The organism is Liquorilactobacillus hordei DSM 19519 (assembly GCF_019443985.1).
GTDB lineage: Bacteria > Bacillota > Bacilli > Lactobacillales > Lactobacillaceae > Liquorilactobacillus > Liquorilactobacillus hordei.
Window position 1 is genome coordinate 583,423 of record NZ_CP049303.1, and the last position, 20,823, is coordinate 604,245.

Below are 20,823 nucleotides of genomic sequence, written 5' to 3' on the forward strand. Positions count from 1 at the left end.
AATCCTTGATTTTGTGTTTTATGGATGATGAGGTGAAAAAAGATGCATTTTAATTTTAACAGCACAGAACCAATCTATTTGCAGGTTGCAAGCCAAATTGAGGAAGCAATTTTTACTAGAAACTATGCTGAAGAAGAACAGATCCCATCAACTACGGAGATTTCGCGTGATTTTCATATTAATCCTGCAACAGTCTTGAAGGGGATTAACTTACTGGTAAGTGATGGCTTAGTTGAAAAAAAACGTGGAATTGGAATGTTTGTTGCTCAAGGTGCATATGAAAAACTCGTGAAAAAACGGCGAGAATTATTTTATCAAGATAAGGTTGTTCAAGTTGTCGCCGAGGCAAAAAGGTTACAGATATCAGAAGAAGAATTATTAGACTTAATCAAACGGGGGTTTTGATTGATATGGGAATTGAAGTTAAGAATATCCAAAAAAGTTTTAGTAAAAAGAAAATCTTATCCGATATTAGTTTTGAATTGGAACCTGGAAAGATATATGGTCTTCTAGGGCGAAATGGTGCCGGAAAAAGTACTTTGCTGAGCATTATGGCCAATCGAATATTCTCGGATTCTGGTGAAGTATTGTTGGATGGAAAAAGTGTCTTTGATTTTGATGAAGCATTAGGACAAATTTACTTGATGAGTGAACGTAATCTGTATCCTGAAGGAATAAAGATTGAGAAAATCTTTAAGTTGACTGAGCTTTTTTATGGTTCATTTGATTATGATTATGCTAATGAATTAGCTGATAAATTCGGGCTAGATTTAAAGCAAAAGTTTGGTAAATTATCAACTGGTTTTCGAAGTATCTTTAAGCTGATTATTGCGTTGTCAGTTCCAGCAAAATATGTTTTCTTAGATGAACCAATTTTAGGGTTGGATGCCAACCATCGTGAATTATTTTATCGTGAGTTACTTGATAATTATGTTAAAACGCAAAAAACCTTTGTGATTTCAACACACCTTATTGAAGAAATCGCAAATATGCTTGAACACGTCTTTATTATTTGTCATGGTGAGATTGTAATTGATGGTGATGTTGAAGATGTTTTAAAGAAAGCATATCTGATAGCTGGGCCCCAAAATGATGTTGATAAATATTGTCGCGGACTTAACATCATAGGTAAAGAAACTTTGGGAAGTATCCATGGAAACTACATCTATGGCAAGTTAGACGATGAACGGATTTTGCCAGATACAGTCTCTGTTGAACGGATGGATTTGCAGAAACTCTTTGTTAATCTTACAAATTTGGAGGAGGGGACTAAAAAATGATGACTAAAAAAGAAATTAGTGTTACCAATTACTTTTTTAAAAATACAGTTAAACAACTCGGCTATATATTGATTTGGATAGTCTTCGCATCTTTATTTTTTCCTTGGCTATTTAGTGGCTTTAATTTTAGCAGCTTGTCTGTAAAGAATGTTTTAACGGATACAAATTTGGGACCGACTCTCTCCATTTTAATTTCAGGAATTGCACTTTTTCCATATAACGATTTTAAATTATTAATTCAAAATGGAATATCACGTAAGACATTCTGGAAAGCAAGAGTTTTGTCTTTTTTGGCTGTTAGTATCCTAGGCCAACTCATTGGAATCATTTTCGCTCTTTTAAATCCGTATACGCAACATTCATGGCAGGAAAGTTCAATGTACATGCAAGTTTATGGCAAGTATTTTGGTAGCACTGCAATGAACTCTTTTATGGGATTATGTTTTATTCTACTTTCAACTTCAGTTGTTACGATTGGGGCAATCATGGTGGGCAGTATTTTTAGTTTATTTACTAAAAAAGCTAAAGTATATATTTTCATAGGACTTTTTGCGATGATCGTTGTCCTTATCAATTGGATTTCTGCGGCTGTACAAAATGATTACATGTTGCATGTTATTCAAGGGACTAATTCTTTTATTCATTTTATTATCGGGTACAGTGGAGCTAGTTCTCATGCAGGCGCATGGAATCCAACAATGCCATTTATTGTATCTATACTTACTGGTGTAATTTGTTTAATTGGAAGTTATGCTACCATGAAACTTTTTAAAATCAAGAATGAGTAGATATTGTTTTTAATCTGATCTTTTGAGTTATACTAAGAGTTAGATTTTAGATAACTTTAAAAGGTTGGTGTTTTACGGTGATTGAATCAGGGCAGACATATAGAAGAAGTGAAAAGAAAAGATATTCCAACGAACCGGGGCGAAGTGTGAGCAGATACTTAGCATTTTTCATCGCGATAGCATTAATGATGGTTGCTGGAACATATGCATTAAAAAATACAATATTGAATGTCAAAGTGGCCGTTGCTGAAGTTACTAAAACGGTTTATGTCAAACAAGCTACAAGCACTTTAAATAGTGTTGTGGCTGCTTTGGCGTCTCAAAATAATATTCCTACCTCATTAACGGCCAATCTAGTCACTAAGGAACAGGTGAAAACAGACTTAGCAACAGTTACACGTAATATTTACGCCGGAAAAAGTGAAATTATTGATAGTTCATTAATTAAGAAACAAATAGAGAAAAACTTGACTAAAAAAGCTACAAATGTGGGGATCGCTACTGATAATGTGGTGTATCAATCTGCACAAAATACATTTTTAAGTGGAATGAGTACCTATATTACTACCAAGATAAACGCAACGCCGGCAGCAAAATTGCCTAAAGTGATTGTTAATGTCAAGAAGACGACTAATTTAATCTTTATCATTGGAATTATTGCATTTGTTGTTTTGTCGCTGTTATTAATAATCCATGACCGAAGTATTTTTAGATTATCATACTACTGGGGAATTTCAGCTATCTGGGGCGGAATTGTATTGGCAGCAAGTGCTTTTTTGATTGGAAATTCAGAGATTCCAAATAAGGTTGCAAGTGCAGCAGATCAAGCCAGTGGGTTAATTGGTACACTACTACAAACCACATTTGAACAAATCCAAAGCTATGGATTAATATTGTTGGGAGTAGGTGTAGTACTCTTTGTTTTAGGTTTGCTAAGAAGGATAATGAGATAGGAATTTGAATTATGGAATATACATGGATAAATAGTGAAAGTGATCAAACCATCAAAAAGATTTTATTAGCTAATGGCATAAGCCAGCGCCTTTTGAGCCAAATTCGACGTGGCGAAGGTGATCTATTAGTTGGAGAGAAATATCGCAAATTGACAACGATGGTAGCTCATGGTCAGGCAGTAACACTAAGGCTACCAGATGAAAACAATGAAGAAATTGCAATCGCTCATGGAACTCTTACGATATTATACGAAGATTCGAATTGGTTAATTGTTGATAAAAAAGCGGGTATGACGACAGTCCCTGGACCGAGTAATCGAGAGACAACACTTGTTAATTATGTAAAAGGATACCTTTTTGATTCTGGTGCAACTGACTTAGTACCACATATTATTACTAGACTTGATCGTTTTACGAGTGGAATTGTTTTAATTGCTAAGAATAGGATTGCTCAAGGGATGATTGAAAAGGTTGAATATAAGAATTTCGAAAAATATTATTTAGCAGTCGTTGAGGGTGATCTGCCATCAGAGCATGCGCTTATTAATAAACCGATTGGGAAAAGAGACGCAAATATCCGTAGAGAAGTTATGGCCACAGGGCAATCAGCAGTTACGGAATATTGGGTAAAGAAACGATTAGGCAATAATTCATTAGTACTGGTTAAACTTCATACTGGAAGAACTCACCAGATTAGGGTGCATTTTAGTGAAATCGGATTTCCTTTGCTTGGGGATAAGTTGTATGACGGTAATATAGAAAAAATAGCAAGACAGGCGTTGCATGCATTTAAATTAAAATTTTTAGATCCTTTCACAAAAAAATATATTGAAGTTGAATGTGGTTTACCTGAAGATATGCAGTGTCTTTTAGAAAAATAGTTGAATCAAGCAAAAGGATAGTTATATTATTTTGGCAGAGCAATTTTTTTTTGCTATAATATAATGCGAGTGTACTAAATATTGAAGGTGCTAAAGGAGTGGAACTGTTTGACACCAAAAAAAGAAGACTATTTGAAAATCATTTTTGAATTGGGTGGAACACAAAAGAAAGTCTCAAACAAGCAGATTTCATTAAGCCTGAATGTTGCGGCTGGATCTGTCACCGAAATGGTGGCAAAGTTAGTTAAAGACGGCCTAGCTGTGCATACGCCTTATGCAGGAATTTCTTTAACCAAAGAAGGAATTAAAGTTGCAGAGGAACTAGTCAGAAGACATCGACTATGGGAGACTTTTCTTGTCTCTGCGTTAGGTTACAAATTGCAAGATGTTCATAGTGATGCCGAGGTTCTCGAACATATTGCAAGTGAAAACTTGATGGAACATTTGGATGAATTTCTAAATCATCCTACACACTGCCCACATGGTGGGGTAATTCCAAATAAAAATGGCGATTATCAAGAAGATGGTCATAATGTTTTAGCTGATGCAAAAGATGGCGAAGTGGTAAAAGTTGACCGTTTCATTGATAATCACGATTTATTAACTTACTTAGATGATATCGAATTGCAAATTGGCGATGAACTTAAAATAATAGGTCATTCTCCTTTTGAAGGGCCTATTAAAATTATGATTAAAGAAACAGGCCAAGAGATGAGTGTGAGTTTTAAAGCAGCACACTACATTTTTGTAAAATAGTAGGTGAAGAACACTATCTTTTTTTAGGATGCCATGGTATACTAAGGGTGTATTTTTGTATGGGTTACCGTGGTTAGAATGTTTCAAATAACTTTCCCCATTTGTGCCGATCAAGAATTACAACTATTATTAGATAGTGCCAGATAGGCACAAGGAGGAGTTTATTCATGGAACAAGGTACAGTAAAGTGGTTTAATGCAGACAAAGGTTTTGGTTTTATTACTCGCGAAGATGGTAGCGATGTATTCGTTCATTTTTCAGCTATCCAAGGCGACGGTTTCAAAACTTTAGATGAAGGCCAACATGTAACTTTCGACGTTGAAGAAAGCGACCGTGGACCACAAGCAGTTAACGTTACAAAAGACTAATTTAAAGTCAAAAAACGACCGAAGTGAGACAGCTGTCTCGCTTCGGCTTTTTTTATTAGGAGAGAGATGAAAAAATTAAAATTAAGATGGCTACTAGTAGGAAACTTGATTTCAAGTACTGGAACGAGTTTTATTTGGCCACTCACAACCGTATATATGCATGACTATTTAGGGAAATCATTAGCACTTGCAGGAACTGTCTTATTTATAGAGTCATTAATTATGATTGGCGGAAGTTATATTGGTGGTTATCTCTACGACCAAGGCAGTGGGCGAAAATGGATGTTACTCGCAATCGCAATTTCAATTACTGCACTGTTGTTATTGGTCTTTTTTAATAAATGGCCAGCATATCCAATATTATTAATCATTAACGGATTTGCCGGAGCAATTGCCAATACAATTATTAATGCTTTGGCAGCATCTATTAAGAACCACGAAGCGAGTTATGTATTTAACATGATGTATTTTATGGCGAACATAGGGGTTGTGTTAGGAACATTAATTGTAGGACTTGTTGTCAAATTAGATATTAGGTATATATTTGTGGTTACTTTTTTGTTATACGTAATCTTTTTTATAATTGCTTTGACAAAATATGTATTTGAAAATGTGCAGACAAAAAAGAATGAAACACATATAAAAAAAGAAATACTTCAAAAGACGACAAAAAGTAGTATTTTCATAATTAGTGGAATTTTACTAACATATTTAATGATTCAGATGGGTTATGCGCAGTGGCAGTCGAATCTTTCTGTTTATATGCAGTCGCTAGGAATAGGATTAAACAAATATAGCTATTTATGGACGATTAATGGAATTATCGTGGTAGTTGGTCAGCCAATTATTAGTTTTCTTGACAGGCGATATGGGATAAACAATGTTAAAAAAGTGTATGTAGGCTATGCACTGTTCGTAGTTGCTTTTGCATCTCTGATTTTTGCCAAAGACTACGAACATTTTATGATTTCAATGATAATAGTAACATTTGGTGAAGTAATTGCATTTCCAGTTATCCCAGCAATTGTAGCCAACTTGAGTAGTGATTCTGAAAGAGGTAAATACCAAGGCTTTGTCAGTATAGCGGCTTCTATGGGGCATGCGGTTGGACCTTTACTAGGAGGAGTGGTAGTTGAGCTTTTTTCATATGAACTATTATTTGAGATGATAGTTTTATTGGTATTAACTACTACAATTATTAGTTTAATAATTACGCGGTTTAATTTAAAAAAATAATTGCAATTATCAAAATACTGATGGATAATTTTTCAAAAAAGGTTGTGAGATTTATGACTAAAAACGATCTTATTATTGAAACGATTTTAATGGCAGGGAAGATTATGATTGAAAATGGAGCGGATATGGCTCGGGTGGATGACACGCTAACACGGATAGCGCGCAACGCTGGCATTAATAATCCTAAAATATTCGAAACGACAACTGGGATTTTAATGTCAATTCCAGAACAATCTTCTGCACAAGTTGAGCCTATTCAAAAAAGAACCATTGATTTGGAAAAAGTTTCCTTGGTCAATGAGAACTCGAGGGCTTTTCAAGATGGACAAATTTCATTGGAAGAATTTCGAAATAATTTGGTGAAGTTAAATATATCAACACCTTTTTTTTCTTTTTGGTTACAACTAATAGCTGCGGTGGTTGTAAGTGTGACTTTGATGATTATGTATGGGGGAGTCTGGCAGGATATAATTGCGACCGCTTTTGCAGGCGGATTGGGATATAGTTGTTATTATTTAATTAATAATCGACTTAAAATTAGATTTGTTAGTGAATTTTTAGCATCGTTTCTGATAGGTGTAATAGCAGTTTTCTTTGTACGGTTACAATGGGGGACGCAGATTGGAATGATTACAATTGGTGGTGTAATGCCATTAGTTCCAGGAGTACCAATTACTAACGCTGTCCGTGATGTTTTTGCGGGCCATTTTCTTAGCGGAATGGCACGTGCGATGGAAGCTCTTTTGAGTGCTTGTGCGATTGGTATGGGAATTGCATTTGTTTTTCGTTTTTTGTGAGAAGGTGCAAAATAATGATGATAGTACAGATAATTTGTAGTTATTTAGCAACAATTGGTTTTGGCATTATTGTTAATATTCCACATAGGGCACTTAATGCATGTGGTTGGGTAGGTGTCTTGGGGTGGATGACTTACTTGGTGGTTAAAACGGCTGATGGTGGGACGATGCTAGCAAATGCTTTAGCTGCTTTGGCAATTGGGCTTAGTTCGATCTTCATGGCTCGGAGGTTGAAAATGCCAATGATTTTGTTTAATATTCCAAGTCTTGTTCCCCTCGTTCCAGGAGGACAGGCGTACAAAGCGGTTCGTAGCTTTGCTGTTGGCAATGATTTGGCGGCAATTGGGAATCTGGTACAAGTTGCAATGATTGCAGGCGCAATTGCGATGGGTTTTTTCATTTCAGAGTTGGTAGCTAGAACATATTTTAGAATTACGATGAAACACTAAATAATAATCTACAGATGGCTGATTCAAAAGTTAAATTTTGATTTGGTCTTTTTTATTTTGTAAAGGAAGTTCATGATATTAACAAATTTAATAGAAGCTTTTATCGGAAAATATTCTAAAATTATTCATAACTTCCAACTAATATTAATGAGGTACAGAAGAATGACTTCTGAGGCAACCTATGAATAATAGATAAAAAATGGAGGAAGTTACAGGAATACTAATTATTTAATGGAACTTTAAACATGGAGGCGAAAGAATGAATTTTATCAAACGAGCTTTTCTCAACATTAAGGAGAAAAAAGGCAGATCAATATTACTTCTGTTAGTAATGTCAGCAATATTATTATTTGTGCTATCTGGAATCATTATTCAAAATGCCGCAAAGAGTGCAATCGCAACGGCAAAGGAAAGTTCAAATGCTACAGTTACCTTGACTGCTAATAGAGAGCAAGCGTTTAAGAATATTAGAAAGAGCAAGTCTAAGTCGACGACGTTGAGCTTGCCAAGCGTCAGCATTGCTACGGCTAAAAAAATAGCCAAATCTAGCTATGTTAAGAGTTACAATGTCACAAACAGTACGACTGTGAATGCCAAATCATTTACAGCGATAAAAACATCCTCAAGTAGTCAATCAGGACCATCAATGGGTGGAAATAATAAATCACAGAGTTCCAGCGGGGATATTACCCTTTCTGGTGTTTCAAGTACTTCAACAGTTTTATCAAGCAGCAGTGCTAAGTTAGTTTCTGGACGAGGATTAACAGTTAGTGATGCGAACACTAACAACGTCGTTATCGAAAAAGAGTTAGCTAAGGATAATAGTTTAAAGGTTGGTTCAACAATTAAGGTTAAAGATACAGATGACAAAGTTCGTACTTTGAAAGTTGTCGGAATATATAAGGCATCTAGTACTGCAAGTTCTGGTGGAATGGGACAATCTGATCCAGGGAACACAATTTATACATCTGCACAATATGTTAACAAAGTTAAGGGAACAACTGGAAAAGCTGAATCAGTAACATTTATCATGAATAATCCTGCAAAGGCAAGTGCATTCATCAAGCAAGCTAAAAAATTGATCAGTACAAGTAAGTTTTCTTTGACAACTGATGACAGCACATATCAGTCATTATTGACACCTTTGAACAATGTTAAATCATTTGCTAACAAGATTGTTTGGTTAGTAACCATTGCAGGTACAATTATTCTTGCATTGATTGTTATTTTGATGATTCGTGAGCGAAGATATGAAATCGGCGTTTTGCTTTCAATGGGTGAAAAAAGATGGAAGGTTATTTCTCAATTCTTTACTGAAATGTTTGTTGTATTAATTTTCTCAACAATTATTGCAGTAATTGGTGGCGGTTTTGTTGGGAATTACATGTCCAAGGAACTTGTTTCACAATCATCATCTACTACTACAAGCACGATGACTGTTAGCAGCGGTCAAAGCCAAGGTGGAGCACCAACTCAAGGTGGAATGCCAAATGGTGGTGGAGCTACACAACAAGGACAAAATACTGGAAGTCAGCAAAGTAGTTTGTCTAACTTAGAAGTATCAGTTGACCTAATGTCAATACTTGAATTATTCGGCTTTGGATTAGTGATTATCCTGATTGCTATTTTAGCTGGAACAGTTAATGTCTTGCGATTAGAGCCAAAGAAAATTTTGATATTATAAGGAGGCAGAATATGATTACAACTAAAAACCTAACATATTGGTATGACGATGTTAATGAAAAACTTTTTGAAGATATTAATTTACAATTTGATGCAGGTAACTTATATGCGATAATCGGAAAGAGTGGTTCCGGTAAAACGACCTTCTTGTCATTGATAGCAGGATTAGACACGCCAAAAAGCGGAACAATTGAATTTGAAGGCGAAACACTTAAGAAGATTGGGTTGATGAATTATCGGAAGAAATGTGTGTCAATGGTGTTTCAATCGTATAATTTGTTAACGTATATGTCGGCATTAGACAATCTACTGTGTGCAATGGCGATTACCGAGGCAAAACATGCTGGTGACAAGAAGTATGCTTTGGACTTGTTGGATAAGATTGGCATTGATGAGGATAATGCGAAACGAAAAGTGACAAAGTTATCAGGTGGTCAGCAACAAAGAGTCGCGATTGCTCGTACAATGTGTTGTGATTCGAAGTTCGTAGTAGCAGATGAACCAACAGGAAACCTCGATGAGAATAGTACAAATGATGTGTTGGACTTGTTCAAACAAATTGCGCATGAACAAAACAAATGTGTAGTTATAGTAACTCATGAATTTGATGTTGCCCAAAAATGTGACTCAATTATCGAGCTTCGTCAAAAGAAGTTTGAACAAGTTTAGAGTTTTCTTTATGAAACACGCTTATTTACAATAACAAAAGGACTGAATCAAAATTTATTTTGACTCGGTCCTTTTGTTTTGAGCTAAACATATGTTACAAGCAAGAATTTTGGTATCTGATTTCAAATTTTAGCGACTTGTGACACATTTTCTTTGGTAATGGTTTCTTATTTTTCAGTTGTATTTATACTACTTGAATTTAACAAAGTATTGCCGGTAGTTGCAGATTCAAGATTCAATGAAGAACGAATTAAATTTGTAATTCGCTGTTTTTCAGTTGCTGGAACTGACTCAAAGGAGATACCGGATATTAAGTCGGCTTCGCCTTGTAAGTGATCTGAGGTCATATTGCGTGTTGTCCCACGATACTTGAGGGCTAGTAGCAGCATATCGTTGAATGTAATATCTGTTTTTAGTTGTTTTTTAATTTCCTTGAAGAAACGTTCTGTCATAAGAGATTTTAATTTTGTTCCATTCTGGGCAACTTTTGTTAAGACTTGACGCTGCCTTTGTTGTCGGCCGTAATCTCCTAATGGGTCGGAGTGACGCATTCTGACATATGCAAGGGCAGTACTTCCATTCATCTTGGTTGTTTTGTTTTTAACGAATGAATGCCCACCATATGAAAATGTTAAAAGAGGTTTGACTGTGATACCGCCAACGGCATTAACCATGTTTTCAAGGCCACCCATGTTAATGGTTGCATAAAAATCAATTGGAATATTTAAGTAATTTTGTACAGTCTTAATGGTTGTGCCGGAACCACCATAATCGTATGCCGAATTTAATTTACTAGGATAGTACTTTTTATAACCAGTTACCGCAACAAGTGCATCTCTGGGAAGACTTACAATTGTCATTTTATTTTTTTGGGGATTCAATGTTAGCACAATCATCGTATCGGTTCGCCCCTTGAAGTTTCGTCCGACCGCTCCAGTATCTGTACCCATTAACAGAATAGAGATTGGTTTACCTGCTTTGAGTAAGCTTTGCGTATCACGAGCTTTTGTGATATTGCTGGAACTGTATATCTTGGTTGTCATTTTCTGTGCATCTCTATAAATATGTCCTAAATATAAAAAGAAGGTTCCGAGCAACACGACAATTACGAATATAAGTGCTGTGAAATATTTATGCTTTCGTGGCTTAGCAACCTGATTTTTTCTGTTTTTTATTTCTGAGCGCTTAAATTCTGGCTCTTTTACCACAATATTTCATCTCCTCTGATGAATTAACAGTTATAATTTTAACAGAAAATAGTAATTATGACTAATTAAGAAAACTATAAATAAGATATGTTAATGTTATAGAAATCTAGACAGATGTTAGAAGTAATTAATTGTTGATAAAATAAAGTGTAGTTTGTCGAATGTCCCTAGCTATTATGATGTATCTTTAATAAAATTAAAAAAATAAATACTGTATAATAATATTAGATGAAAAAATACGAAATAACTGAAATAGTTATCGTGTGCGTAAAAAAGGTAAGGTGACCAATTAATGAATTGTCAACGTTGTGGATTTAGTATTAAGGAAAGTGAGCAATATTGTGACCATTGTGGAATGAAACAGGAAATTTTTACAGAAGGATTTGAAGCTAAAAAATGTAAATTTTGTCAAAAGAATATCCCAGTCAATGCAAACTATTGTCAATACTGTGGAAAAGATCAAGCTTTTATTGATGTTGAAAGCTTTTCAGAAAAAGTAACAGTGGCTGAAAAAACCGATATGGATAACTTGGATGAAAGTAAGAAAAAGGAACTGTTACTGAATGAAAGTGCAAAGCCCGGAATTTTTACTTCTACAAAATTAATGCTTAAAGATATGTTTGTGCTGCAAAAAAGAATGGGACGAGCTGATTTTTGGTGGTCGATTGCAGGAATCTTTTTACTATCGCTGATCTTTGGTATGGTAATGGGGGAGACATTAGTGGTAGTAAATGGATTTAGTCCGTCATCTGTAGAGATAGTTGAGAGAATTGCGATAAGCATGTGGATGACTTTGGTTTATATTTCAATTACAACTGCTCAGATAAGGAGACTTCATGACTGTAGCTTACCGGGAATTTTGATACTTATAAAGTTCTTATTTGGATTTGGAGACTTTTTGTTATTTTTACTGCTCATTTTACCCCAATCAAAGCGTGATATGAGTTATACTTTTAACAAGAAGCAATAGATAAACTATATCCAGTATTGGGGAATTAGGGATGATTAAGGGAAAGCAAATATTATTGCGTCATGTTCAATTTAGTGATATCAATGATCTATATGAGTATAGTTCTCAAAAAGACGTTGCACGGTCCGCGGGATTTATTCAGAGTGGTAATTATCTGTCAGCTAAGGATTTCTATGCTGAATTAGATAATGAGTTGGCATGGGTAATAGCTCTTGAAAATGGTAAGGTTATCGGAAATGTTTGTTTATATGAACAAGAATTTGATGATGCAGAGCAAATTGAAAAACGGGTTGCTGTAGGCTATGCGCTCAATAATAAATATTGGAATAAGGGTTATATGTCTGAGGCGTTAAGAAGATTGATAGAATGGATCAAAAAAAATCATAAATCAATAGAGGTCATTGAAGGATATGTTTCCGTTCAAAATATTGCATCACAACGCGTATTGGAAAAAGCAGGATTTGTAGTTTCAGCAATTATGGAAATTCCTTACTTTGACGAACAACTTATGAAGAAAAAAGTAATAGCTTATGAAAAAAAATTAAGAGAGGAAGAAATTGAAGATGCAACTAACTAAAGGATTTGAGCAGGCAGCATGTATTATTGCGCTTTTAGCGACTCAAAAAAGAGATGTGCCATTATCGTCACAGATGATTCATGAGAGGATTAAAGGTTCCCAGACTTATTTGCAAAAGATAATGCGTAAGTTAGTAGTTGCTGGATTAATAACGTCTGTTTCAGGCAATAGCGGTGGCTTTTCTCTGGCAAAGGATCCAAAGGAAATAACTTTTCTTCAAATTATAAATGCAACAGAAGGAGACATAAAAACTTACCCCGATTTAGGTTTTCTTGACTTGGTGTTTAAAGATTTTTTACCAATCTCACATGAAGCAACACATGTAATTGGTGAACTTTTTCAAGAAGCTGATAAACGTTGGTGTGAGTATTTAAGTAAGAAGACTGTTCATGACATAATTCGTGAGACTTTTGGAAATCGTCAAGTTAAGTTAGTAGACTGGAATAATCCAGATGTTACAAAAAATCAAGAAATGACCGACTTGTTAAAGGATATTAAGTATTGAGAAAAAAACTATTGAGTGGCTTTTTTGCAAAGTTACCCCTTTAACAAAGCAAACTTTTTTTAATCTATTCAATTCTCTAATTACAAGTAATTGCTTACATAGATGATAATTATTTTGTTCACAAGAAAAAAACAAGCTAGTATTTAATAGTTCTCAATGCTATCATAATCCTTGAATTTACAAGCATCATTTATTGAATGATGCAGATGAGCTAGTCTGATTTGATTAAAAAGGAGTTTTGCTACAATGGAAGACAAGGAAAAATATTATGGAGCTGACGCATTGATCGATAGTCTTGCAAACCACGATGTTGAATATGTATTCGGTATCCCTGGTGCAAAAATTGATCGTGTATTTGAAAAATTGGAACATCCGACTAATCCCAAAGCACCTAAATTGATTTTGACACGTCATGAACAAAACGCTGCATTTATGGCCGCAGGTATTGGACGAATTACAGGTAAACCGGGTGTTGTTTTGACAACTTCGGGACCTGGTGCAAGTAATCTTGCAACTGGGCTTGTTACAGCGACCGCTGAAGGAGATCCAGTGTTGGCTATTTCTGGGCAGGTTCAAAGAACTGACTTGCTTCGTTTAACACATCAAAGTATGGATAATGCTGCTTTATTTGCACCAATCACAAAATATAGTGCTGAAGTACAAGATCCCGATAATATTTCAGAAGTTGTCGCCAATGCTTATCGTGAAGCAGAAGCTGGTAAGCAAGGAGCAGGTTTTGTTTCTGTACCGCAAGATGTTGTTGATGCTAAGGTAAATACAAAGGTAATCAAACCATTAATTGCACCAAAATTAGGGCCAGCAAGTCCGGTTGAATCGACATTATTGGCACAAAGAATTAAAGCTGCTCAAATGCCAGTATTACTTGTTGGGATGCGTGCATCTTCCCCTGAAGCAACAAAAGCTATTCGTGCATTAATTTCAGAGACTCATTTGCCAGTTGTTGAAACATTCCAAGGAGCCGGAATTATTCCGCGCGATATGGAGGACGACTTTTTTGGACGTGTTGGATTATTCCGTAATCAACCAGGAGATCAATTGCTTAAAAAGAGTGACTTAGTTATTGCAATTGGCTATGATCCTATTGAGTATGAACCAAGAAACTGGAATGCCACGGGAGATGCAAATATTGTTGTTATTGATACAATTGAATCTCAAATAGATAAGAACTTTCAGCCTGAGCGTGAATTAATTGGTAATATTGAGCAGACATTAGATTTCTTATTGCCATATATGAAGGGATATAAGGTTCCTGAGACGTCCCATGAATATCTCTCAGATTTACATGTCAAATTGGAGGAACGTGACGAAGCTCCTGCAGTTAAAGAAGATCAAATCTTAAATCACCCGTTGAGTGTTATTCGTGAAATGCAAAGTCACATAACTGATGATATGACGGTTACTGTTGATGTTGGAAGCTTCTATATCTGGATGGCTCGTCATTTTAGAAGTTATGCACCGCGTCATCTATTGTTCAGTAATGGGATGCAGACATTGGGTGTTGCTTTGCCATGGGCAATCGCAGCAGCGTTGGTTCGACCAAATGCACAAATTGTTTCCGTTTCTGGTGACGGTGGTTTTCTATTTTCTAGTCAGGACTTGGAAACAGCGGTTCGCCTTAATTTGAATATCGTACACATCATTTGGAATGATGGTAATTTCGACATGGTTAAATTCCAAGAGGAACTTAAGTATGGACAAGATGCCGGTGTTAAATTTGGTCCAGTTGATTTTGCTAAGTATGCTGAAAGTTTTGGTGCTACGGGAATGAAAGTTACCAAGGCAAGTGAACTTAAAGCGGTACTTGACAAGGCTTTTGCAACTAAAGGGCCTGTTGTTGTTGATATTCCAGTCGATTATAGTTTTAATCATGAACTGGGGACACAGATTTTGGAAGATCAGATTCATTAATTATAAGTTGGAAAGACAGGACTTATTTATAGGTGTTGTCTTTTACTTTAGACAGCGTATAATTGAGACATATCGAAAAGAGGTTGCAAATGATATTAGTAGCTGCTATGAAATGTTAAGGCATTGGTGACTTGCAGTGAAAGGAGATTTTGCCGAAATGACTAGTTGCTTTAACAACTAGTTGTTGGGATTCAGCTTAAGAGGCTGGGGACTGTCGTACAGATTTGTACGGAGAGCTATCGAGTATGACTTTTTATTAAATTATGGATTATAAAAGTCTTACTGCTGCTAGCGGTATGACTTTTTTATTTTATATTATTATCCACGTGTAAAAGGTTCGTTAACTGAAACACATGCTTGGTTGCCTCTTGAGAACTTAGGAGGAAGAATGGAAGCAAAAAGAGTTACAAGAAAAGTTAGTAGAACGCTAAAGACAAGGCATTTGTCAATGATTGCTCTTGGTGGAAGTATTGGAACAGGGTTATTTGTTGCAAGTGGTTCCGCAATTAGTACTGCAGGGCCTGGTGGTGCATTGGCAGCTTATATAGGAATAGGAATCATGGTCTATTTTTTGATGACTAGTCTAGGCGAGATGGCGACATATCTGCCGGTTACCGGATCTTTTGCGACTTATTCCAGTCGATTTGTCGATCCTGCTTTTGGGTTTGCAATGGGGTGGAATTATTGGTTCAACTGGGCAATCACTCTGGCGGTTGATGTTAGTACCGTTGCACTGGTAATGAAGTTTTGGTTTCCTCATGTACCAACATGGATATTTAGTATGGTAGCACTGATAATTATTTTTGCCATCAATGCCTTTTCGGTTTTGTCATTTGGTGAAGCTGAATACTGGATGTCACTAATTAAGGTAGTTACAGTCATTATTTTCTTAATAGTTGGTTTCCTGACAATCATTGGTATTATGGGAGGACATGCAGTAGGACTTGAGAATTTTGTTTATCACAAGGCACCATTTGTTGGTGGAGTTCCAACTTTACTGAGTGTTTTTGTAGTAGCAGGTTTTTCATTCCAAGGAACAGAGTTGATTGGAATTACAGCTGGTGAGTCTGCTACACCGGAAAAAAGTATTCCTAGAGCAATTAAACAAGTATTTTGGAGAATTTTGTTATTTTATATTCTGTCTATCTTTGTAATTGCTTGTTTAATTCCATATACAAGCTCTAACTTGTTAGGTTCAAGTGCAAGTGATATTGCAATTAGTCCGTTCACACTTGTTTTTAAAAGGGCAGGGTTAGCATCTGCTGCCAGTGTGATGAATGCAGTGATTTTAACTTCAGTAATTTCTGCCGCAAACTCAGGGATGTACGCTTCCACAAGAATGCTTTTTTCATTAGCACATCATGGAAATGCACCACGGATATTTAGCAGATTGAATACGAGAGGTGTTCCTTTTTATGCATTGTTAGGAACGACTGCGGTTGGATTATTGACCTTCTTTGCCAGTATATATGGTACTAGAATATACTCATTTTTATTAAGTGCCAGTGGACTGACTGGATTTATTGCTTGGCTTGGAATTGCAGTCTCACATTATCGTTTTAGAAAAGCATTTAAGGTACAGGGAAAATCATTGGATGATCTGAGATATCATGCAAAATGGTTCCCATTTGGTCCAATTCTCTCTTTCGTTTTGTGTGTATTGGTAATTATAGGGCAGGACTTGAAGTCGTTTGCTAACTGGGATTGGCAGGCGATAGGTGTTAGTTACATGAGTATTCCACTATTTTTAATTTTATTTTTCTACTATAAGTTCAAGTATCATACAAAAATGATCCCGTTGGAAAAAGTCGATTTGACACCCCATGATATTGCTAGTAAAAAAATAGATTAAGAGTTGCAATTTTATTGAAAAAATATTACTATTAATCATAGATGATATATCAGAAAACACTAGAGTACGCCTTAAGTAGACTTTCAGAGACATGATGGTTGGTGCGAATCATGAAGTCGAAATTCCAGCGTTCGTTATGTGGGCAGGTAATGCTGCACGGGAGACCGTTATTTTAGTTGAGTGCGATTTTATTAAAATCGAACTTGGGTGGTACCGCGAATGAAGTCTTTTCGTCCCAATTGAGGGATGAGAAGGCTTTTTTAATTTAGAAAAATTAGGAGGAATGTGGAGATGTTAGATATTAAGATGATCCGTCTTAATGAGGATGAAGTTAAGACAAGGTTGGCAACGCGTAATGTTAAACCTGAAACAATTGATGAGTTGCTTGAACAAGATAAAATTCGGCGTGAATTGGTTGTTAAAACAGAAACTCTGAAACAAAAAAGAAATGAAGCATCTCAAGCAATTGCACAAGCAAAGAGAAATAAGGAAGATGCAGCAAAAGCGATTGCTGAGATGAAAGAAGTCGGCAATGAGATTAAAAAACTTGATGAACAACTTAATGTTGTGAATGACAAGGTTCTTGATAAGGCAGCAAGATTGCCTAATTTACCTAATCCAACTATCCCCGTTGGTCCGGATGAGGAATCGAATGTAGAGATCAAAGTTGTTGGAACTCCTCGCAAATTCGCTTTCGAACCTAAGGCACATTGGGAGATAGGTGAGAAACTTGGAATTTTAGATTTCGAACGTGGTGCGAAGGTTTCAGGCAGTCGTTTTCTATATTACAAAGGCTGGGGTGCGCGCTTAGAGCGTGCTATCTATAACTTTATGTTAGATGAGCATTCTAAAGAAGGTTATACAGAAGTTTTACCACCCTATATGGTAAATGGTGCTTCAATGTTTGGCACAGGTCAATTTCCTAAGTTTAAAGAAGATGTTTTTCAAATTGAAGGGCAGGATTTAACTTTAATTCCTACGGCAGAGGTACCTTTAACAAATTATTATCGGGATGAAGTTATTCCAGATGAAGATTTACCAGTATATTTTACAGCTTTATCACCGTCTTTTAGATCGGAAGCTGGCAGTGCAGGTAGAGATACAAGAGGACTAATAAGATTACATCAATTTAACAAGGTAGAGATGGTTAAGTATTGTAAACAAGAGACATCTTATGACGAATTAGAGAAAATGACGCTAAATGCTGGCAATATCCTTGATAAGTTAGGACTTCCTTACCATGTTATTACGCTTTCAACCGGTGATATGGGCTTTTCTGCAGCTATGACTCACGATGTTGAAGTTTGGATGCCATCACAACATGTCTATCGTGAAATTTCAAGTTGTTCTAATTGCGAAGATTTTCAAGCACGAAGAGCACACATTCAGTATCGTGATCAAGATGGCAAATTGAAGTTTGTGCATACATTGAATGGTTCTGGTCTTGCTGTTGGAAGAACTGTAGCGGCAATTATTGAGAATTACCAAAACGAGGATGGAACGATTGCTGTTCCAGAAGTGCTTCAACCATATTTAAATGGATTAGAGATCATTGAATAAACAAACATTTAATCACAATAGTAATTAAATGAGAGGGTAACGCTTATCAACTAGGCGTTACTTTTTTTGTACAAATAAGGTGTATTATTTGACAATATAAATTATTAAGAACAAAAAATAAAAAAAGTTGTTGACGCAATAAAAAATAGTTGGTATGATATTCATTGTTGTCAAGGAGATTGATTGCTTTTTTCTTCTTGGAAGGACATACATAATGAGGTTGTTTTAATGAATTGTTGGTTTTGAAAATCCATGATAAAGTAAAAAAAATGTGTTGACAATTCAGCAGCTGATGTGTATAATAATTTCTTGTGTCATGTCTAAAAGTAGACCTTTGAAAACTGAACAAAGTTTCGACAAATCAAATGTGTAGGGTCTCTTGTTTAGTACAAGAGCAAACATTTGCGAAGTCAATTCGCTAGTAAATAAGTAATTAAAGAGTCACAAACTTTTAAAATGAGAGTTTGATCCTGGCTCAGGACGAACGCTGGCGGCGTGCCTAATACATGCAAGTCGAACGAAAAACTTTCACCGAATGCTTGCATTCACGAAAGTTTTGAGTGGCGAACGGGTGAGTAACACGTGGGTAACCTGCCCAGAAGAGGGGGATAACACTTGGAAACAGGTGCTAATACCGCATAATAACAAAAACCGCATGGTTTTTGTTTGAAAGATGGTTTTGCTATCACTTCTGGATGGACCCGCGGCGTATTAGCTAGTTGGTAAGGTAAAGGCTTACCAAGGCAATGATACGTAGCCGAACTGAGAGGTTGATCGGCCACATTGGGACTGAGACACGGCCCAAACTCCTACGGGAGGCAGCAGTAGGGAATCTTCCACAATGGACGAAAGTCTGATGGAGCAACGCCGCGTGAGTGAAGAAGGTTTTCGGATCGTAAAACTCTGTTGTTAGAGAAGAACGTGTGTGAGAGTAACTGCTCATGCAGTGACGGTATCTAACCAGAAAGCCACGGCTAACTACGTGCCAGCAGCCGCGGTAATACGTAGGTGGCAAGCGTTGTCCGGATTTATTGGGCGTAAAGGGAACGCAGGCGGTTTTTTAAGTCTGATGTGAAAGCCTTCGGCTTAACCGAAGTCATGCATTGGAAACTGAAAGACTTGAGTGCAGAAGAGGAGAGTGGAACTCCATGTGTAGCGGTGAAATGCGTAGATATATGGAAGAACACCAGTGGCGAAAGCGGCTCTCTGGTCTGTAACTGACGCTGAGGTTCGAAAGTGTGGGTAGCAAACAGGATTAGATACCCTGGTAGTCCACACCGTAAACGATGAATGCTAAGTGTTGGAGGGTTTCCGCCCTTCGGTGCTGCAGCTAACGCATTAAGCATTCCGCCTGGGGAGTACGACCGCAAGGTTGAAACTCAAAGGAATTGACGGGGGCCCGCACAAGCGGTGGAGCATGTGGTTTAATTCGAAGCAACGCGAAGAACCTTACCAGGTCTTGACATCTTCTGACAACCTAAGAGATTAGGTGTTCCCTTCGGGGACAGAATGACAGGTGGTGCATGGTTGTCGTCAGCTCGTGTCGTGAGATGTTGGGTTAAGTCCCGCAACGAGCGCAACCCTTATTACTAGTTGCCAGCATTTAGTTGGGCACTCTAGTGAGACTGCCGGTGACAAACCGGAGGAAGGTGGGGATGACGTCAAATCATCATGCCCCTTATGACCTGGGCTACACACGTGCTACAATGGACGGTACAACGAGTCGCGAAACCGCGAGGTTTAGCTAATCTCTTAAAGCCGTTCTCAGTTCGGATTGTAGGCTGCAACTCGCCTACATAAAGTCGGAATCGCTAGTAATCGCGGATCAGCATGCCGCGGTGAATACGTTCCCGGGCCTTGTACACACCGCCCGTCACACCATGAGAGTTTGTAACACCCAAAGCCGGTGAGGTAACCATTTATGGAGCCAGCCGTCTAAGGTGGGACAGATGATTGGGGTGAAGTCGTAACAAGGTAGCCGTAGGAGAACCTGCGGCTGGATCACCTCCTTTCTAAGGATATAACGGAAACCTACACACGATTGTTGAAACTTTGTTTAGTTTTGAGAGGCCTACTTCTCTATTTGAGGATGTTATGGGCCTATAGCTCAGCTGGTTTAGAGCGCACGCCTGATAAGCGTGAGGTCGATGGTTCAAGTCCATTTAGGCCCATCCTTTTTATATTTTTTATGGGGCCTTAGCTCAGCTGGGAGAGCGCCTGCTTTGCACGCAGGAGGTCATCGGTTCGATCCCGTTAGGCTCCATTGACAAGATAATTGTCAAATTTGTTCTTTGAAAACTAGATAATATTTTTCTAAAATAATTAACAAACCGAGAACACCGCGTTTTAAAGAGTTTAAAAC

General features: G+C 36.9%; 19 protein-coding genes, 2 tRNA genes, 1 rRNA gene and 1 riboswitch. Of the genes, 21 read left to right on the forward strand and 1 reads right to left on the reverse strand.

Features of this window, described 5'->3' with window-relative positions:
* Window positions 1-42: 42 nt before the first annotated feature.
* The 12 genes from G6O70_RS03945 to G6O70_RS04000 all read left to right on the forward strand — a co-directional run bounded on the left by G6O70_RS03945 (window position 43) and on the right by G6O70_RS04000 (window position 9,860).
* A complete protein-coding gene (locus G6O70_RS03945; RefSeq protein WP_057869436.1) occupies window positions 43-405 on the forward strand; it encodes a GntR family transcriptional regulator in 363 nt (120 codons plus the stop codon).
* Between the two features lie 5 nt (window positions 406-410).
* Complete coding sequence (locus tag G6O70_RS03950; RefSeq protein ID WP_057869435.1) at window positions 411-1,280, forward strand: ATP-binding cassette domain-containing protein; 870 nt, start codon at window positions 411-413, stop codon at window positions 1,278-1,280.
* Window positions 1,277-2,068: a hypothetical protein gene (locus G6O70_RS03955; RefSeq protein ID WP_057869434.1), complete on the forward strand. Its 792-nt coding sequence runs from the start codon at window positions 1,277-1,279 to the stop codon at window positions 2,066-2,068. Before G6O70_RS03950 ends, G6O70_RS03955 begins: the two co-directional genes overlap by 4 nt.
* Before the next feature lie 77 nt (window positions 2,069-2,145).
* On the forward strand, window positions 2,146-3,021 hold the full coding sequence (locus tag G6O70_RS03960; protein ID WP_057869433.1) for a hypothetical protein: 876 nt from the start codon (window positions 2,146-2,148) through the stop codon (window positions 3,019-3,021).
* Window positions 3,022-3,032: 11 nt separating this feature from the next.
* Window positions 3,033-3,902, forward strand: coding sequence for an RluA family pseudouridine synthase (locus G6O70_RS03965; RefSeq protein WP_057869432.1), 870 nt, complete (start codon window positions 3,033-3,035; stop codon window positions 3,900-3,902).
* A gap of 108 nt (window positions 3,903-4,010) precedes the next feature.
* Complete coding sequence (locus tag G6O70_RS03970; RefSeq protein WP_057869431.1) at window positions 4,011-4,658, forward strand: metal-dependent transcriptional regulator; 648 nt, start codon at window positions 4,011-4,013, stop codon at window positions 4,656-4,658.
* Between the two features lie 167 nt (window positions 4,659-4,825).
* Window positions 4,826-5,026, forward strand: a complete 201-nt coding sequence (locus G6O70_RS03975; protein ID WP_003689193.1) for a cold-shock protein — start codon at window positions 4,826-4,828, stop codon at window positions 5,024-5,026.
* A gap of 66 nt (window positions 5,027-5,092) precedes the next feature.
* Window positions 5,093-6,262: an MDR family MFS transporter gene (locus G6O70_RS03980; RefSeq protein WP_057869430.1), complete on the forward strand. Its 1,170-nt coding sequence runs from the start codon at window positions 5,093-5,095 to the stop codon at window positions 6,260-6,262.
* Window positions 6,263-6,315: 53 nt separating this feature from the next.
* A complete protein-coding gene (locus tag G6O70_RS03985) occupies window positions 6,316-7,059 on the forward strand; it encodes a threonine/serine exporter family protein (protein WP_057869429.1) in 744 nt (247 codons plus the stop codon).
* Window positions 7,060-7,073: 14 nt separating this feature from the next.
* Window positions 7,074-7,508 (forward strand): threonine/serine exporter family protein, encoded by a 435-nt coding sequence (locus G6O70_RS03990; RefSeq protein ID WP_057869428.1) that lies wholly within the window; start codon window positions 7,074-7,076, stop codon window positions 7,506-7,508.
* A gap of 259 nt (window positions 7,509-7,767) precedes the next feature.
* Window positions 7,768-9,192: an ABC transporter permease gene (locus G6O70_RS03995; protein ID WP_057869427.1), complete on the forward strand. Its 1,425-nt coding sequence runs from the start codon at window positions 7,768-7,770 to the stop codon at window positions 9,190-9,192.
* Between the two features lie 11 nt (window positions 9,193-9,203).
* Window positions 9,204-9,860, forward strand: coding sequence for an ABC transporter ATP-binding protein (locus G6O70_RS04000; protein ID WP_057869426.1), 657 nt, complete (start codon window positions 9,204-9,206; stop codon window positions 9,858-9,860).
* Between the two features lie 167 nt (window positions 9,861-10,027).
* Here G6O70_RS04000 and G6O70_RS04005 read toward each other — a convergent pair whose 3' ends face one another.
* The gene (locus tag G6O70_RS04005; protein ID WP_057869425.1) at window positions 10,028-11,068 is read right to left on the reverse strand and encodes an LCP family glycopolymer transferase; all 1,041 of its coding nucleotides are present in this window, start codon (window positions 11,066-11,068) and stop codon (window positions 10,028-10,030) included.
* A 292-nt stretch (window positions 11,069-11,360) separates the two neighbouring features.
* Between G6O70_RS04005 and G6O70_RS04010 the strand changes: the two genes are divergently transcribed.
* The 9 genes from G6O70_RS04010 (at window position 11,361) to G6O70_RS04050 (ending at window position 20,724) form a co-directional block, all read left to right on the forward strand.
* Window positions 11,361-12,038: a zinc-ribbon domain-containing protein gene (locus G6O70_RS04010; RefSeq protein ID WP_057869424.1), complete on the forward strand. Its 678-nt coding sequence runs from the start codon at window positions 11,361-11,363 to the stop codon at window positions 12,036-12,038.
* A 31-nt stretch (window positions 12,039-12,069) separates the two neighbouring features.
* Complete coding sequence (locus G6O70_RS04015) at window positions 12,070-12,615, forward strand: GNAT family N-acetyltransferase (RefSeq protein WP_057869423.1); 546 nt, start codon at window positions 12,070-12,072, stop codon at window positions 12,613-12,615.
* A complete protein-coding gene (locus tag G6O70_RS04020) occupies window positions 12,602-13,120 on the forward strand; it encodes an Rrf2 family transcriptional regulator (RefSeq protein ID WP_057869422.1) in 519 nt (172 codons plus the stop codon). Before G6O70_RS04015 ends, G6O70_RS04020 begins: the two co-directional genes overlap by 14 nt.
* A 246-nt stretch (window positions 13,121-13,366) precedes the next feature.
* A complete protein-coding gene (alsS, locus tag G6O70_RS04025; RefSeq protein WP_057869421.1) occupies window positions 13,367-15,049 on the forward strand; it encodes an acetolactate synthase AlsS in 1,683 nt (560 codons plus the stop codon).
* 69 nt (window positions 15,050-15,118) lie between these two features.
* A riboswitch (Lysine riboswitch) is annotated at window positions 15,119-15,296 on the forward strand.
* A gap of 141 nt (window positions 15,297-15,437) precedes the next feature.
* On the forward strand, window positions 15,438-16,901 hold the full coding sequence (locus tag G6O70_RS04030) for an amino acid permease (protein ID WP_057869420.1): 1,464 nt from the start codon (window positions 15,438-15,440) through the stop codon (window positions 16,899-16,901).
* Between the two features lie 291 nt (window positions 16,902-17,192).
* Window positions 17,193-18,461, forward strand: coding sequence for a serine--tRNA ligase (gene serS / locus G6O70_RS04035; RefSeq protein ID WP_057869419.1), 1,269 nt, complete (start codon window positions 17,193-17,195; stop codon window positions 18,459-18,461).
* Window positions 18,462-18,913: 452 nt separating this feature from the next.
* Window positions 18,914-20,473 (forward strand): 16S ribosomal RNA (locus G6O70_RS04040).
* Window positions 20,474-20,557: 84 nt separating this feature from the next.
* Window positions 20,558-20,632 (forward strand) — tRNA-Ile (locus G6O70_RS04045).
* 19 nt (window positions 20,633-20,651) lie between these two features.
* Window positions 20,652-20,724: transfer RNA gene (locus G6O70_RS04050), tRNA-Ala, on the forward strand.
* Window positions 20,725-20,823: the final 99 nt, after the last annotated feature.